Origin of the sequence: Cupriavidus sp. SHE, assembly GCF_000812445.1 — a bacterium.
Taxonomy (GTDB): Bacteria; Pseudomonadota; Gammaproteobacteria; order Burkholderiales; family Burkholderiaceae; genus Cupriavidus; species Cupriavidus metallidurans.
This window is the reverse complement of record NZ_JWMB01000024.1, coordinates 1-15,527: the sequence shown is the minus strand read 5'-3', so window position 1 is coordinate 15,527 and position 15,527 is coordinate 1. Positions and strand designations below refer to the sequence as shown.

The window sequence follows — 15,527 nt, the reverse complement described above, 5'->3', positions numbered from 1 at the left end:
AGCGTGTACTGCGCCCGCTTTGTCTTGCTTGTCATCACATCTCTCCTTGCTTCAGTTTAACCTCAGCAAGGGATTCGTTTTGCGGGGGCAAGCTCAGACCTACTATTCGAATGGCACCACAGCGCAGCAGATCGGAAACCAGACCTACTTCTCCAACGGCCGCACGTGCCAGCAAATTGGCAACCAAGTCTACTGCAACTAAATTTTCCTAAGCCCTACTGGCAAGGATCGTTTCGATTGCGACTGACGTCTTGAGTTGTTGGGCTTCGAATCGAGGTCTGTCAGTAATAGCTGATGAAGCTGGCTGCCTGACCTGCAAAGGCGTGTCCAAACAACCGGAGCCGATACATCGGCTTGTCCTGCACGAGTGGGCCGGGCCTTTTCTCCCAAGCTATATATGAATAGTTCGAAACCGTCAGACGGTGTTGCCAAATCTTGGGAAGATCTGGAGGTACGCAGAAAACGCCTTGAACGCTATGCCGTTCTATGCAACGGGGAGCGGTTCCCTAGCTTTTCCGCAGCGATGAGGCACTTCAAGATCCCGGATCCCTCGAACAAACATATCAAAATCCGCGGCCGGTTGACCAGCGGAAAGAGCCCTCAGGAAACCTGGATTCACGAAGGCCGTGAGTATGTTTTTAAACTCGCTGAGCCTGCCAGCACCATCAAGTCGAACCTCGCAGATGCGGAACGGCACCCTCTCATCAACAGTTCGCTATCGGTGATGAATACTCCTCCACTCAACCAGATCCTGTACGGTCGCCGAAACCGTACAGGCGCAAGACATTGGCCGCTGAAGGTCCATTTGCCATTGTGCAGCGGACGTACACGCGAGCCCGCGGAACGTCGCAGCCTGGCCAAACCCAGCCATCCCCCCCTCCCCCCAAAAAAAGACCCCAGGCTGTGCAGGTATCAGCCTGGGGTGGTAGGTCGGGGATCTGCCTGGGGCTCCACTGCTTGAGCCTTGGCGTGAGCCTTGACGCTTCCATATTCGCAACCCGCGTGCCAGCCCTGGCACGGCTCAATGCGCCCTCGTCGGATTCGCTCGGTCTAACACCTTGAAAATCAATCGTTTCAATGACTTACGGGCGTTTCAGACGGTCGGTGCAAGGCCGTTGGTGGCGAACGTCGCCGCCGCGCCGGTGTTACGTGTTACGTAACGCCCGGGCGAATCGGTACGACATGGTGATTTGGCCGATGGCCTGGGATTACCCGCGCGCGCTGGCGGCGCCGGGCTTGCAGTCTTCCACGATACCTTCGATACGGCCTTGTCGCAGGATCGGGTGCCACTCGCCCGCGCTGCGGATTTCCACGTCCGAGCCCTGGGCGGCGGCGCGGAGGTAGATCAGGTAGAAGTAGCGCATCTCGGAGGCGGACGCGTGGCCGATGCGGATATCGACCTTGCCCGGTTCCGCATAGGGGACGATGGTCGCTTCTTCCTGCAGCTTGCTCTTCAGGCACTGGACCAGGTCGCCTACGCTGGCATTCGAGTGAATGCGCTTGGGTTCTTGCGACTGGATGTAATCGGGGGTGTTACCGCCGCCCGCGCAGGCTGCAAGCAAAGGGGCCGCCAAGGCGGCAATCAGCAGAACCCGGGTTTTTTGCATGTGTTTTCCTGAGGCGCCCGCCCCGCGGGCGTGGGTGGTCCGAAGTCGGGCCGGGCGGCGAGCGTGCTTTCGCCCGCCGTGCCAGCCATGGTGCCGGCATCGTACAGACCTCGTTGTCTTGGCACAACCGCGTCCCGGGGCCCCTACTGGAAAAAACACGCGGGCGTCAGCCGTCAGACCACAGGTGGATTCTCGATATCGATTTCGAGGTTCTCCAGGAAGCGGCTGACCAGCATATAGAAGCCGATCGTCATCAGCACCTCAATCAGCTGCTTGTTGGACAGCAGCGATGCGACGGCCTCGTATAGCGGGGCCGGTGCCTTGACGTCCCGGACGACCGCATCAGTGAAGCGGATCAGCCGGCTTTCGAGGTCGGTGAACACGTTCGGGTCAGGCTCGGCGGCGCCGTGGTCGAGCACGCTTTCGATCTTGTTCTCAGGCACCCCTGCCTTTCGGGCAACGCGCCGATGCTGATGGATTTCATAGGATGCCCCCGATAGCGCCCCAACACGCAGGATCACCAGTTCGCGCAAGGTGGGGTCCAGTTCCGATTCGCGCAGGATCGCGCCACCGAGCGCCAGGAATCCCTCCCCCACGGCGCCGCCATGGGGCAGCATCCTGTAGAGGTTCAGCGGCGGACGCGCGCCGATCATCTTCTTGTACGTCGGCGATGCCTGTTCCAGATCGAAGTATGGAAGTCTTGCCATGATTGTCTCCTGCGTTGTCTAGTCGAGTTTGAGTCCGGCGGAGCGGATGACCTCGCCCCAGCGCTGCGTTTCGGTTGCGGCAAAGGCTGCCAGCGACTTCGCCGTACCGCCCTGAGGGTCAGATGCCAGCGCCTCCATTTGCGCGATCATGGTGGGATCCTTCAGGACTGCATTGGTCTCGCGATTGAGCCGGTCCACGATGGCCTGCGGTGTCCCGGCCGGCGCCCACAGCGCGCCCCACCCTGCAACTTCGTAGCCCTTGATGCCGAGTTCGTCGAAGGTCGGAACGTCAGGCAGGACGGACAGCCGTTTGGGCGACGAAACCGCCAGCGCGCGCAGCTTGCCTGCCTTGATATAGGGCAGCGAGGCGGGCAAGTTGTCGAAGAGCACGGACGTCTGGCCGCCCATCACGTCGTTCAGCGCCGCGGCGCTGCCCTTGTACGGCACATGCGTGATCTTGATGCCCGCCCTGGACTCCAACAGCACGAGCGACATATGCGGACTGGTCGAGTTTCCCGGTGTCGCAACGTCGATCTGTCCCGGCGCGGCCTTGGCCATCGCGATCAGCTCGGCCAGCGAGGTGGCCTTGTACGACGGATTCACGCTCAGCACGTTCCAGACCTTGCCCATCAGCACGATCGGGACGAAATCCTTCACCGGGTCGTAGCCCAGTTTCGGATACAGGCTGACGTTCATCGCGTGCGTGGTGTTGGTGCCGTAGAACAGCGTGTAGCCATCCGGCGGCGTCTTGGCGACATAGGCGGCCGCGATATTGCCCGACGCGCCCGGACGATTCTCCACCACCACCGGCTGGCCGAGCCGTTTGCCGAGTTGGTCAGCCACCCGCCGGGCGCCCACATCGGTACTGCCACCGGGCGGAAAGCCGAGCACCAGCTTGATGGGCCGGCTCGGATAGTCCGAAGCCGCCTGGCCCGGTACGGGCGTCACGGCTGCCAGGCATACCGTCGCGATGGACAAGGCCGTCGGCAACAGGGCAGGCAACGGGCGTAGTGGGCGTAATGGTCGTAACGCGCGCAACCGGCGCGGCCGCGCATGAACAAGAGATGCATCCATGCAGCGCTCCTCAGGCCGTCAGGGCCACACCGGCGGCCAGTCCGCCGTCCACCTGCAACGCGTGCGCGTTGACGTACGACGATTCGTGCGACATCAGGAACAGGCACGCATACGCCACCTCCCAGCCGGTGCCCTGCCGGCCGAACGGCAGCGCCCCACCGACGCGCGCGGGCCGTCGCGCGGTGGCGGCACGGCCCATCGGCGTATCCATGAGTCCCGGCAACAGGCTGTTGCAGCGGATGCCCTGCTTCTGCCCGGCCATCGCAATGGAACGCGCCAGCGCCACCTGGGCGGCCTTCGACGACTCATAGGCCGGGTTGCCGCTGCTGTTGCGCAAGGCAGCCAGCGAGGACATCAGCACGATGGAACTGCCCGGATCCATATGGCGCATGGCCTGCTGCGCGAACAGCATGTTGCTGCGCACGTTGACGGCGTACTCGCGGTCCCACGTGTTGGCGTCCTGCTTATCGATCGGCAAGGCGCTGGAGATGCCCACCACCATGACCAGGCCGTCGAGGCCTCCCATCTGACGAGCCGCGCGCTCGACCAGCGGCGCGATGGTCTCGGCGCGCTCGACATCGGCCACTTCGGCAAAGACGGTCGCCCCCAGGTCCTTCACCTGCCTGCAGGTCTCCGCCACGGCGGGTTCGGAAATATCGACGCAGGTCAGCGTGGCGCCTTCACGCGCAAACAGCAGCGAGATCGCGCGGCCGTTGCCGACGGGCGGGTCCGGATCATCGATGACGCGCTGTCCGGCCCCGACGACGAGAATGCGACGCCCCGCCAGTCGACCGCCAGCGGGCGGGGTTTGTCCCAGCGCCTCGTCAAAACATTGCACTTCCGGATGGATCGGGCGTGTCGCGGTCATGTTGTCTCCGTTGTAGTTCCAGATGTGGAATCGTTTTCCGTGTGGTATTAATTTACCCAGCAAGGAAATCGGCGTCCAACTGTGGAACGTTTTCATTAGGGAAGACCATGACGGGAAAGGCTTCGGTGCGCGATGTGGCGCAGGCGGCGGGGGTATCGGTCGGCAGTGTGTCGCGCGTCCTGAACGGCAACGGCTATGCGAGCCAGGAACTGCGCAGCCGCGTGCTGGCCGCGGTGAAAGCACTCGACTATGAGCCGAGCTTCGCCGCGCGCCATCTGCGTACCGGGCGCAGTCGAACGGTCGGCTATCTGACGACCGATATCAGCAATCCGCTACTGGCGGCCCATTTCAGCGAAGTCGAGCAGCACATGCACGCCGCGGGCTATTCGATGCTTATCGGCACCACGCGGAACCAGCACCACCGCGACCGCCTGCTGGTCGAACTGTTCGAGACGCGCCGGCTTGAGGGCATCATCGCGTCACTGAGCATGGAGAGTTCGGACCCGGCCGAAGACCTGTTCGCCAAGGCGGACCTGCCGATCGTCATCATGGATCGCGAAACGGCATCGCCCAGGGATTGCGTGCTGATCGACCATCGAACCGGACTGAGCCTGGCGGTGCGCTACCTGAAGCAACTCGGCCATCGGCGCATTGCGTTCTTCGGGCCAAAGGAAAGCATCCGTCCGGGCCGCGAGAAGCTGCTCGGCTATCAGGAAGGACTGGCCGAGGCCGGGCTTGCATTCGATCCCGCGCTGGTGTGCACCCTGCCCTCGATGGACTCCTCCCGCGCCGCGATGAAGCAGATGCTGGCGCTGAAGCAACCGCCGACGGCGGTGATCGCGCTGGGCACGCGTCTGCTTTCAGGGGCGCTCTATGAGGCGCGCAAGGCCGGGCTTGAAGTGCCGCACGATCTGTCCGTCATCGCGCTTGGCACGCCGGAAACGCTCGAACTGATGTATCCGCCCCCGACGATGCTCCGCTTCAACACAGCGCTTTCGGCAGAGACCGCGGCGAACCTGATGCTCGACCGGCTCGAAGGCCACTACGCTGGCGAGGCGCGGCGCGTGGTGATACCGATGGATCTTATGTTGGGCGAATCGTGCGCGCCGGTGCGTCCGGGGCGGTAGCGTCCCCAGGACGCCCGGTACGGCAGTCCGCGAATTCAGCGATTGCCGTCGCCCGCCACGTCGTTCAACTCGTAGCTGGTGCTTCGGCCGCCCGCCGCCGCCTTGCGCAGCATCCCCCGCTCGACCAGATCGTTAAGGTCCCGCAGCGCGGTATCGCTGGAGCATTTGGCGATGGCCGCCCATTTGCTGCTCGTGAGCTTGCCGTCGAATCCGTCCAGCAACCGGTTCAACACCTTGATCTGCCGGGCGTTGAGCGCCTGCGTGCCCCAGTGCTGCCAGAAGCGTGACTTGGCCAGGACGTCGTCGAGCGTGACCTGCGCTTGATCCACCGCGCGGTGCAACGTTTCAAGGAACCATGACAACCACGGCGTGACGTCCATCGCGTCCTTCTGCGTCCGTTCGAGGATGTCGTAGTACGCGTTGCGTTCGCGCTGGATCTGGGCCGACAGGCTGTAGAAGCGTTGCGTGCTGCCGTCGGCCCGCGCCAGCATCAGATCGCCGATGGCGCGCGCGATACGGCCATTGCCATCGTCGAACGGGTGCAGTGTCACGAACCACAGGTGAGCAAGGCCCGCGCGGATCAACGGGGCTTCGCCAGACGCGGCGTTGATCCACGCCAGGAAACGGTCCGTCTCCGCTGGCAGACGTTCGGCGGGCGGCGCTTCGAAATGCACGCGCTGTCGGCCGATCGGGCCGGAAACCACCTGCATGGGCCCCGCCGAGTCGTCGCGCCAGTGGGCGACGTTGATCCGCGACAGGCCCGAATAGCCGGTTGGAAACAGCGCCGCGTGCCAGCCGAACAGTCGCGCCTGGGTCACCGGCGCCTGGCTGTTGGTGGTGGCGTCCAGCACCATTTCGACGACGCCATCGACATGTCGATCGACGGGCGCCAGCGCGCCGATTTCAACACCGAGCCGTCGCGCGATGGACGAGCGCACCGAATGCACGCTGAGATGCTCGCCCTCGATTTCACTGGTCTTGACTACGTCGTCGGTCAGCGCCGCCAGGCACGCCTGGTCCCGCAGCCCCATGCCGAGGTCTGCCAGTCTCCCCATCAACATGCCTTGGGCGCGACTAACCTCGGCCATCTGCGAGGCTAGCGCGCCGAGGTCGTAGCGCCAGTTGGGCCAGTCGAGGGCTTGCCAGATATAGGTGTATTCGCCGCGATTCATGCGGGGATTATGGCCGGCATTCGCCGCATGGACAAGATATTCGCCGCACAAGTCGCGGTGAATATTGCCGACATTCCCCGCAAATCGTCTGGATGAGGCATCAAAATGTCTATTGATCCGCTTTTTAGCATGAAGCCAAGGCACATCCCAGGGCTCAAGACCATCCACCTCCCAGCGCCCGGAACGCCGACACCGCCGCCCGCGCATTATCCGCCTGCACCCTTGCCTGCTGGTCGCGTGCAGCCAGCAATTGCCGGTCTTCGTCCAGCACTTCATAGAGGCTGACCACCCCGCCCTTGTAGGCATCCTCGGATGCGTTTCGCGCACGCTCATGCGCACGGATCTCTACGGCGAGTTCGCGGTTTTGCGATTCGAGCTGCGCCAGCGAGATCAATGCGTTCTCGACGTCCTCGGTGGCCTGCAGCATCGACTTGCGATAGGTGGCCAACGCTTCGGCATTGGCGCCCTTGGCCTGCGCGACCTCCGCATTGACCCGGCCGAAATCGAACAGCCGCCAGCGCAGCCCAGCCGCCGCCGCAGGCTGGAAGGCCTGCGCGGTGAACAGCTTGCCGGCGGACAGGCTTTCGAATCCAAGCAATGCCGATAGCGAAACCTTCGGGTAGTACTCCGCCGTGGCCACGCCAATGCGCGCACTCGACGCCGCAAGCCTGCGTTCGGCGGCAATGACGTCCGGGCGACGTTCCAGCAGGTTTGCCGGGCCCTGTGCCAAGGCGACTTGTGGCACCGCCTGCGTTTCGTGCTTCGAATCGCGCAACTCGGCTGCGTAGGTGCCCGGTTGCGCGCCCATCAGGACGTCGAGGCGATTGAGCTGCGTTTCCAGTTCGATCTGCAGCGGCGGAATCGTGACGCGCGTCTGCGAGAGTTGGGCCTCGGCCTGCGCCTGCTCGCGCTCCGCCCCGATGCCATCGGCCAACCGCAAACGCACGAGATCAAGCAGTCGCTGGTTGGTCTCGACCTGTTGCTGCGCGATGGCGATGCGGGCCTGCGCACCTCGCACACGGAAGTAGGCGTCCGCCGCCTCCGCTGCCACGAGAATCCGAACGCCCATATGGTTCGCCTCTGCCGCCTGCAGTTCGGCATTGGCCGCCTCGGCACCGCGCCGCAGCCCGCCAGCGATGTCGATTTCCCACGTGGCCGCAGCGCCCACCGAATAGAGCGTCTGGTTGCGGTCATATCCGGGGAATGCGCTGCCGATCTTGCCCAGCGGGCTTTGTACGGATTGATGCAGCTTGGTCACGTCGCCATAGGCATTGCCTTGCGGAAGCAACTCGGCCCCGGCGAAGTTGGCGGCGGCACGGGCCTGCGCCACGCGGGCAATCGACGCCGCCATGTCGAGATTCTGTTCAAGGGCCCGCTCGACGATCTTTGTCAGCACCGGGTCCTGGAAGCCGGCCCACCACGTATCCAGCGCCACCGGTTCGCGCGCGTCGTTGATCGCTGCCACGTCGGCGGCGTGCTGGTACTGCGTCGGCATCTCGCTATCCGGCGTGCGGTAGTCAGGGCCGACCGCGCAGGCGGCCATGCCCAGTGCAGCGAGTGTGGCGGCGGCCAGGGCCACGGCGCGCGCGGTATGTTGAACCAGTCCTTGGGCATGGGTGCCGGGAAGTGCTTTCGATGCCATCTCGATTCCTTTCGTCAGGTCTCATGCAGCGGTTCTCGAAACCGTTTCTTGCATGATGATAGTTACTAGCCTAGACTAACTTTCATATTGATAGCAACGTCTTTTTTCGAGGACGGACTGCCATGTTCAGAAAGTCACATCGCAATGCGCCCTGCCCGATGGCACGTGGCATCGAACGTGTCGGAGACCCGTGGACCTTCCTGATCCTGCGTGAGGCGTTCTACGGCACGACCCGCTTCGACGAGTTCCAGAAAGTGCTTGGCATCGCGCCGAACATGCTGACGCGACGACTGAACAGTCTGGTGGACGACGGGCTGCTGACCCGGCGCCAGTACAGCGCCCATCCGCCCCGCGACGAATACCTGCTGACCGATCTCGGGCGCGATTTCCGTCCTGTGCTGCTGGCCCTGCTGGCATGGGGGAGCCGCCACTTCTCGCAGGAGGGCGAACTGGTACGTCTCATGGATCGCCGCACCGGCCGTCCGGTGGAATTCGCTCTGGTGGATACGGCCACCGGCACCCCCATCACCGCATCCGATCACTACCTCGCACCGGGCCCCGCCGCGGGTCCGGGCCTGCGCGCGCGTCTGGAACGCGCCGCCCAGCATCAGCAATCCGATTCGAATACCACCGCGCCCGCGATGGGCGCGTGCTAACCATGGAACCACGGAGCACAGTCATGACAAGCACCACCACCGCGAGCCGCGCCCCCGCCGAGGCCGCTCCTTCCACGGCAGCCCCGGCCAGGCTCAGGACCAGCCGGCGGGCGTTGCTGATACGTGGCGCGGGCGCCTTGCTCGTCGTGGCAGCCGCGGGATACGGCTATCACTGGTGGACCGAATCCCGCTTCACCGAAGAGACCGACGACGCCTACGTAGGCGGTGACGTGACGCTGATTGCCGCGAAGGTGCCGGGCTATGTCGCGGAGGTTCTGGTGACCGACAATCAGCAAGTGCACGCGGGAGATCTGCTGGCACGCATCGACGACCGCGACTATCGCGCCGCGCTGGCCAAGGCGGAGGGCGCGGTCGCGTCCGAGCAGGCGCAGATCGCCAATCTCGATGCACGGGGAAAACTGCAGCAGGCGGTGATCGCCGAGGCCCGCGCCGGTGTGGCGGCGGTGGATGCGGAAACCAAGCGGGCGCGGGACGACCAGGCCCGCTACGCCAGTCTGGTCGAGAAATCGGCGGTCTCGATCCAAAGCTCTCAGAAGGCCGATGCCGACTACAAGCAATCGGTCGCCAACGGCCAGAAGGCGAAGGCCAGCGCGGAAGCCGCCCTGCGCCAGCTCGATGTGATCGCCACGCAAAGGCAGCAGGCGCAGGCATCGCTGACCCAGGCGATTGCCGAGCGCGACATCGCCCGACTCAATCTTGGCTACACCGAACTTCGCGCGCCAGTCGACGGCACCGTGGGCAACCGCCGCGCGCGCGTCGGCGTCTACGCGCCTAACGGCGGACAGTTGCTGTCGATCGTGCCGGCACGCGGACTCTGGGTCGATGCCAATTTCAAGGAGGGCCAGCTTGCCCATATGCGGCCCGGCATGCGTGCCACGATCGTGGCCGACGTGATGCCCGGCAAGGTATTCCACGGCCGCGTCGAAAGCCTGGCACCGGCCACGGGCGCGCAGTTCAGCGTGCTGCCTCCGGAGAACGCCACCGGCAACTTCACGAAGATCGTGCAGCGCGTGCCGGTGCGGATCGTGCTGGATGACGAAGATGCCAGGCTCGGCACCCTGCGCCCGGGCCTGTCGGTGGTGGCCGAAGTCGATACGAAGGCCGCAAAGGTGGTGACGGCAGACACGGCAGCGAGCAAGTCATGAGCGCCGACGTCAGCACGCCTTCCGCCGCGCAGGCGTCATCGGTTCCACCCGTAGCGCCACCCGTCTCCCCGATACACTCGCCCGGCGAACTGCCGATGGGAGCGCGGGTATTCGCCTTTGCCTCGATGTGCGTGGGCATGTTTATCGCCCTGCTGGACATCCAGATCGTCTCCGCGTCGCTGCGCGATATTGGTGGTGGGCTGTCCGCTGGCGCGGACGAGACGGTGTGGGTCCAGACCGCCTACCTGATCGCCGAGATCATCGTCATCCCGTTGTCCGGCTGGCTCGCGCGCGTCATGTCCACGCGCTGGCTGTTTGCCGCATCAGCCGCAGGGTTCACGGCTACCAGCCTGCTCTGCGGCATCGCGTGGAATATCCAGAGCATGATCGCCTTCCGCGCGGCGCAGGGCTTTCTGGGCGGATCGATGATCCCGATGGTTTTCACCACCGTCTTCGCGTTCTTCCAGGGACGTCAGCGCGTGGCCGCCGCCGCGATCATCGGTGGCCTGGCGTCACTGGCCCCCACCCTTGGCCCAACCATCGGCGGCTGGATCACCGACAATTTTTCGTGGCACTGGCTGTTTTTCATCAACCTGGTGCCGGGGATCTTCGTGACGATCGCGGTGCCGGCGCTGGTCAAGATCGACGAGCCCGACTGGTCGCTGCTCAAGGGGGCGGACTACCTCGGCATCGTACTGATGGCGCTGTTTCTTGGCTGTCTCGAGTACACCCTGGAGGAAGGCCCCCGCTGGGACTGGCTGGGCGACCGGACGATCCTGACCACGGCCTGGATCTCGGGGCTGGCTGGCATCGGTTTCCTGTGGCGTTCGCTCACGTACAAGAACCCCGTGGTAGACCTACGCGCGCTGAAGGACATCAACTTCGCGCTCGGATGTTTCTTCTCGTTCGTGGTCGGCATCGGAATTTTCGCGACGATCTATCTGACACCGTTGTTCCTGGGTCAGGTACGCGGCTTCAGCGCCCTGCAGATCGGGCTGGCGATCTTCTCGACGGGCCTGTTCCAGGTGCTATCGATACCGTTCTATGCCTACCTGGCGAACCGCGTGGATCTACGCTGGCTGCTGATGTTCGGCCTCGCCCTGTTTGCGCTATCGATGTGGAATTTCGCGCCAATCACGCACGACTGGGGCGGCGCGGAACTGCTGTTTCCACAGGCGTTGCGGGGTATGGCGCAGCAGTTTGCCGTGGCACCCACCGTTACGCTGACGCTTGGCGGCTTACCGCCGGCACGGCTCAAGCTGGCATCCGGACTGTTCAACCTGATGCGCAACCTGGGCGGGGCCATCGGCATTGCCGCCTGCGCGACGATCCTCAACGACCGGACCAACCTGCACTTCCTGCGTCTGGCGGAACATCTGAACATCCGCAACGAGTCCATGGCCGCTTTCCTCAACGAGGCAACCACGCACGCGGTGACGATGAACAACGAGATCAGTGATGGCAATGCGGCCGCCCTGAAGCAACTCTGGGCGCTGACGATGCGCGAGGCCCACACGCTGACATACGCCGATGCGTTCCTCGCGATCTTTGTGTGTTTTGTCATCGCGGTTCCAATGGTCGTGCTAATGCGAAAGGTTGCGCCGCCGAGCGCGCCGTCTGCGGATGCCCATTGAACGCCGGCGAAATGTCGAGTGACCGCCCATCGACCGTCCATTGAGCCTCTATCGAGCTTCTATTGAGCGACTATCGAACGTCCATTGGTAACGGTCACGCCAAACGCCTCTGATTCGGCATTTCCCCGCCTTTCGCCCCCTTCTTTTTTCTCTTATGATGCGGCGCACTGTACTACCCGTGCGCCGTCCGATTTGGGCCAGACCAATGTCTGCAATGTCCGGTCAAGTACATACAAAGAAGGTGGGCCGGTCTCACCATCGCCGGCCAGAACACTAAAAAACAAAGCACAACGAGAAGGAGAGATTCTTGAAGAAAGTCATCCGTACCAGTCTGGTAGCGTTGGCAGCCGCCATGACCATGATGCACGCCCACGCAGCCCCGACGCTGGTGGAGTCCGTGCAGGGCTACACGCTGCAGCACGATCAGATCGTGCAGTTCAGCGGTCTCGTGTTCGACCAGGGCAAGGTGGTGGCCACCGGTGACGCCGCCGCCCTGCGCGCGAAATACCCCGATGCCAAGCGTATCGACGGTCAGGGCAAGACGTTGCTGCCGGGCCTGATCGACGCCCACGGTCACGTGTTCCGCCTGGGCTTCAAGACGACCGAGATTTCGCTCTCCGGCACGCGCGACCTGCAGGAAGCGCAAGGCCTGATCCGTGCCTACGGTCAGAAGAACCCCCAACGCCAGTGGCTGCTCGGCTACGGCTGGAATCAGGTGAACTGGAAGCTGGGCCGCTTCCCGACCGCCGCCGAGCTCGATGCCGCGGTGTCGGACCGCCCGGTGCGACTGGTTCGGGTGGATGGCCATGCCGCGTGGCTGAACACCAAGGCCATGCAGGCGGCCGGCATCACGCGTGACACCAAGGACCCGGCCGGTGGCCGTATCGAGCGCGACGCGGACGGCAACCCGACCGGCGTGCTGGTCGACAAGGCCATGGCGCTGGTCAACGATGTGATTCCGCCCTACACCGACAACGATCGCCGTGCCGCGCTGGCCGCCGCCGTCGTGCACATGAACGCGCTGGGCCTGACCGCCGTGGGCGATGCCGGCGTGACCGTGGCCGACGACCGCATCTATCGCGAGTTCGCCGACCAGGGCAAGCTGAACACCCGCATCTACGGGATGATTCGTGATACGGGCGACGACTTCAAGGCCCTTTCCGCCAAGGGGCCGCTGATCGGCTACGGTAATGACCGCTATTACCTGCGTGCCGTGAAGCTCTACGGCGATGGCGCGCTGGGCAGCCGTGGCGCCGCGCTGATGGAGCCCTACACCGACGACCACGCCCATAGCGGCCTGCTGTTCATGAGCGATGCCGCGATGCAGACCGCCGTGAAGACCGCCCTCAAGGCTGGTTACCAGGTCAATGTGCACGCCATCGGCGACAAGACCAATCACCAGGTGCTCGACGCCATGGAAGTGGCCTACAAGGAAGTGGGCGGCCGCGATCTGCGCAATCGGATCGAACACGCGCAGGTGGTCTCGCTGCCTGATATTCCGCGCTTCAAGAAGCTGGACCTGATCGCGTCGATGCAGCCGACGCACGCCACCAGCGACATGAACATGGCGGAAGACCGTATCGGCAAGGAACGCATCAAGGGCGCCTATGCCTGGCAGACCTTCCTGAAGCAAGGCACCGTGATTGCCGGCGGCTCGGATTTCCCGGTGGAATCGGCCAACCCGTTCTACGGTCTGCACGCGGCGGTGACGCGTACCGACCATGAAGGCCGACCGATCCACGGCTGGCACCCCGAGGAAGCAATGACCCTGCCGCAGGCATTCCGCGCGTTCACGCTGGACGCCGCCTATGCCGAGCATCAGGAAAAGACGCTGGGTTCGCTGGAGACCGGCAAGTGGGCCGACTTCATCGTGGTGGACCGCGACCTGTTCAAGGTAGCCCCGACCGATATCTGGAAGATCCAGGTACTGGAAACGTGGGTGGCCGGCGAACGCGTGTACGCGAAAGGCGAGCAGTCGGCGCAGCGCTGAACCGAGTCATGATTGCGCCGTGATGGCGTGATAGCCGTTGTATGGAAAAAAGCCCGCTCTCTTCACGAAAGCGGGCTTTTTTCTTTGCCTCTTAAACGTCGAACGGCGGTGCGCACGGCACGCCCATGTCGCAGCACACCAAGCCCGTCGCCCGACGCTGCAAGGCCCCCGGCGTCCCTGGCCATGAGATCGAGCATGGAAACACCATTTCGATACATCCGGCGTTGGCTGCTTGTCACGAAGCACAGCAGCAATGCGCACCACAGGCAGAATGTCACGTGTGCCACAACTCGGCGATTCCCCCCTAAAATCCGGAATCCTGTCCGAACAAGCAAACACCTCTGGAGACTACATGCCTACCCCCCGACTGCACAGCCGAGTCAAATCACTGGCCAGGCTGACCGCGCTAGCCATGCTGATGATGTCGGTCGGCCCCCAAGCCGCATTCGCGGCGGGCGGCGCTAACCACGATGCCTTTTTCTGGCTAGGGGAGATCAACAAGGCGTCGACAGTCATCAATACCGACGAAGGATTGCTGGATCGCTCGCTGGCGCCGCGCGTGGCGGGCGGCATTGCCACGGTGCTGGCCAATGGCGACAAGCCCGGCGGCCAACGACCGTCGACGGTGATTACTTTCGAGCCGCTGATGATTCAGGCCGCAGGTCAGGAAGTCACGCTGATCCATGCCGGCCGCTCGAGCCAGGACATGCTTGCCACGGTGCGCGCGGCGATGTTGCGCGACGAAGTCTTGTCGCTGGCCGACCAGCTCAACAAGACCTCCACCACCATCGTCAAGCTGGCACGGCAGCATGCCGATACCATCGTGCCGAACTACACGAACGGCGTTGCTGCGCAGCCCAACAGTTATGGCCACTACCTGCTCGGCATCAATGCGGGTCTGGAACGCGATGCCCAGCGCCTGCGGGAAGCCTATCAGCGCATCGATCGCTCGCCGATGGGAACGACGGTGCTGAACGGCACGGGCTGGCCGCTGAACCGCACGCGGATGGCGAGCTACCTCGGATTCTCCGCGCTGGTGGATAACGCCTATGATGCGTCGCAGATCAGCGCCGTGGACTTGCCGGTGGAAGTTGGCTCGATCGTGACCAGCATCGCCCTGCACACCGGGAGCTTCATCGAAGATGTGATGACGCAGTATGCGCAGCCGCGCCCCTGGATCCTGCTGCAGGAGGGCGGCGGCAATACCTATGTATCAAGTGCGATGCCGCAGAAGCGCAATCCGGGGCTGCTCAATTCCACGCGCGAGAAGGCCTCCACAGCGATTACGTTGGCCATGGGGCCGGTGATCCGTGCGCACAACCTGCCGCCGGGCATGTCCGATGCCAAGGATGCCGTTACCAATGGCCAGATGGTGCAGAGCGCGATCACGACATTGAAGGGGCTGGACCGCATCATGACGGCCCTGGTGATCGATCGGCCGCGCGCGCTGGATGAACTGGACAGCGACTGGACGGCATCGCAGGAACTGGCCGACGAATTGATGCGCAAGTACAAGCTGCCGTTCCGCGTCGGCCATCACTTTGCGTCGAACCTGGTGGACTATGCGAAGGCGCACGACATCAAGCCAAGCGCCTTCCCCTATGCCGAGGCGAAGCGCATCTATGCCGAAGCCGTGCGCGACTACGGTGGTGGGGAGTTTCCAATGAGCGAGGCGGAGTTTCACGCGGCGCTCGATCCGGTGGCCATCGTCAAACATCGCGTCACGGTGGGCGGACCGCAGCCAGCAGAGATGGAACGCATGCTGAAGGCGTCCGAGGGACAACTGGGGGTCGTCTCAGAAAACGGAAAATAAAGCACGCTAAGGCATAGCCGAACCTGCCAAGCTTGCTCCACCCTGTAGTGACGCGATCAGCGGGCAGGAAA

At 63.7% G+C, this 15,527-nt stretch carries 12 protein-coding genes and 1 pseudogene; 7 read left to right on the top strand and 6 right to left on the bottom strand.

What is annotated here, in order from left to right; translation table 11 throughout:
- A pseudogene (locus RN01_RS34615) lies at positions 1-202 on the top strand (hypothetical protein); the annotation flags it as partial.
- Positions 203-1,208: 1,006 nt separating this feature from the next.
- On the opposite strand, the gene RN01_RS13625 reads toward RN01_RS34615, so the two are convergent.
- The 4 genes from RN01_RS13625 to RN01_RS13610 all read right to left on the bottom strand — a co-directional run bounded on the left by RN01_RS13625 (position 1,209) and on the right by RN01_RS13610 (position 4,256).
- Complete coding sequence (locus RN01_RS13625) at positions 1,209-1,607, bottom strand: hypothetical protein (RefSeq protein ID WP_024569727.1); 399 nt, start codon at positions 1,605-1,607, stop codon at positions 1,209-1,211.
- A 173-nt stretch (positions 1,608-1,780) separates the two neighbouring features.
- Positions 1,781-2,314, bottom strand: a complete 534-nt coding sequence (locus RN01_RS13620; RefSeq protein ID WP_024569726.1) for a carboxymuconolactone decarboxylase family protein — start codon at positions 2,312-2,314, stop codon at positions 1,781-1,783.
- A gap of 18 nt (positions 2,315-2,332) precedes the next feature.
- Positions 2,333-3,388, bottom strand: coding sequence for a tripartite tricarboxylate transporter substrate binding protein (locus RN01_RS13615; RefSeq protein WP_051069122.1), 1,056 nt, complete (start codon positions 3,386-3,388; stop codon positions 2,333-2,335).
- A gap of 10 nt (positions 3,389-3,398) precedes the next feature.
- Positions 3,399-4,256, bottom strand: coding sequence for an SDR family NAD(P)-dependent oxidoreductase (locus tag RN01_RS13610; RefSeq protein WP_024569725.1), 858 nt, complete (start codon positions 4,254-4,256; stop codon positions 3,399-3,401).
- Positions 4,257-4,363: 107 nt separating this feature from the next.
- Here RN01_RS13610 and RN01_RS13605 point away from each other — a divergent pair, with 107 nt between their 5' ends.
- Complete coding sequence (locus tag RN01_RS13605; RefSeq protein ID WP_017515240.1) at positions 4,364-5,383, top strand: LacI family DNA-binding transcriptional regulator; 1,020 nt, start codon at positions 4,364-4,366, stop codon at positions 5,381-5,383.
- 35 nt (positions 5,384-5,418) lie between these two features.
- Here the strand turns inward: RN01_RS13605 and RN01_RS13600 are convergent, their stop codons facing one another.
- Positions 5,419-6,555, bottom strand: a complete 1,137-nt coding sequence (locus tag RN01_RS13600) for a Fic family protein (protein ID WP_024569724.1) — start codon at positions 6,553-6,555, stop codon at positions 5,419-5,421.
- A gap of 154 nt (positions 6,556-6,709) precedes the next feature.
- Positions 6,710-8,197, bottom strand: a complete 1,488-nt coding sequence (locus RN01_RS13595) for an efflux transporter outer membrane subunit (RefSeq protein WP_024569723.1) — start codon at positions 8,195-8,197, stop codon at positions 6,710-6,712.
- Between the two features lie 122 nt (positions 8,198-8,319).
- Between RN01_RS13595 and RN01_RS13590 the strand changes: the two genes are divergently transcribed.
- The 5 genes from RN01_RS13590 to RN01_RS13570 all read left to right on the top strand — a co-directional run bounded on the left by RN01_RS13590 (position 8,320) and on the right by RN01_RS13570 (position 15,456).
- Positions 8,320-8,853: a helix-turn-helix domain-containing protein gene (locus RN01_RS13590; RefSeq protein ID WP_024569722.1), complete on the top strand. Its 534-nt coding sequence runs from the start codon at positions 8,320-8,322 to the stop codon at positions 8,851-8,853.
- Between the two features lie 23 nt (positions 8,854-8,876).
- Positions 8,877-10,019, top strand: coding sequence for an HlyD family secretion protein (locus RN01_RS13585; RefSeq protein WP_017515277.1), 1,143 nt, complete (start codon positions 8,877-8,879; stop codon positions 10,017-10,019).
- Positions 10,020-10,114: 95 nt separating this feature from the next.
- The gene (locus tag RN01_RS13580) at positions 10,115-11,653 is read left to right on the top strand and encodes a DHA2 family efflux MFS transporter permease subunit (protein WP_024569721.1); all 1,539 of its coding nucleotides are present in this window, start codon (positions 10,115-10,117) and stop codon (positions 11,651-11,653) included.
- Between the two features lie 307 nt (positions 11,654-11,960).
- The gene (locus RN01_RS13575) at positions 11,961-13,643 is read left to right on the top strand and encodes an amidohydrolase (protein ID WP_017514859.1); all 1,683 of its coding nucleotides are present in this window, start codon (positions 11,961-11,963) and stop codon (positions 13,641-13,643) included.
- 412 nt (positions 13,644-14,055) lie between these two features.
- Positions 14,056-15,456 carry an argininosuccinate lyase gene (locus RN01_RS13570; RefSeq protein WP_369799852.1) on the top strand — a complete coding sequence of 467 codons (1,401 nt, stop codon included), beginning with the start codon at positions 14,056-14,058 and terminating at the stop codon, positions 15,454-15,456.
- Positions 15,457-15,527 lie beyond the last annotated feature (71 nt).

Excerpts from the sequence above, each read along its gene's own strand:
- RN01_RS13625 (WP_024569727.1), bottom strand. The coding sequence starts at position 1,607 with ATGCAAAAAACCCGGGTTCTGCTGATTGCCGCCTTGGCGGCCCCTTTG.
- RN01_RS13620 (WP_024569726.1), bottom strand. The coding sequence starts at position 2,314 with ATGGCAAGACTTCCATACTTCGATCTGGAACAGGCATCGCCGACGTAC.
- RN01_RS13615 (WP_051069122.1), bottom strand. The coding sequence starts at position 3,388 with ATGGATGCATCTCTTGTTCATGCGCGGCCGCGCCGGTTGCGCGCGTTA.
- RN01_RS13610 (WP_024569725.1), bottom strand. The coding sequence starts at position 4,256 with ATGACCGCGACACGCCCGATCCATCCGGAAGTGCAATGTTTTGACGAG.
- RN01_RS13605 (WP_017515240.1), top strand. The coding sequence starts at position 4,364 with ATGACGGGAAAGGCTTCGGTGCGCGATGTGGCGCAGGCGGCGGGGGTA.
- RN01_RS13600 (WP_024569724.1), bottom strand. The coding sequence starts at position 6,555 with ATGAATCGCGGCGAATACACCTATATCTGGCAAGCCCTCGACTGGCCC.
- RN01_RS13595 (WP_024569723.1), bottom strand. The coding sequence starts at position 8,197 with ATGGCATCGAAAGCACTTCCCGGCACCCATGCCCAAGGACTGGTTCAA.
- RN01_RS13590 (WP_024569722.1), top strand. The coding sequence starts at position 8,320 with ATGTTCAGAAAGTCACATCGCAATGCGCCCTGCCCGATGGCACGTGGC.
- RN01_RS13585 (WP_017515277.1), top strand. The coding sequence starts at position 8,877 with ATGACAAGCACCACCACCGCGAGCCGCGCCCCCGCCGAGGCCGCTCCT.
- RN01_RS13580 (WP_024569721.1), top strand. The coding sequence starts at position 10,115 with ATGGGAGCGCGGGTATTCGCCTTTGCCTCGATGTGCGTGGGCATGTTT.
- RN01_RS13570 (WP_369799852.1), top strand. The coding sequence starts at position 14,056 with ATGCTGATGATGTCGGTCGGCCCCCAAGCCGCATTCGCGGCGGGCGGC.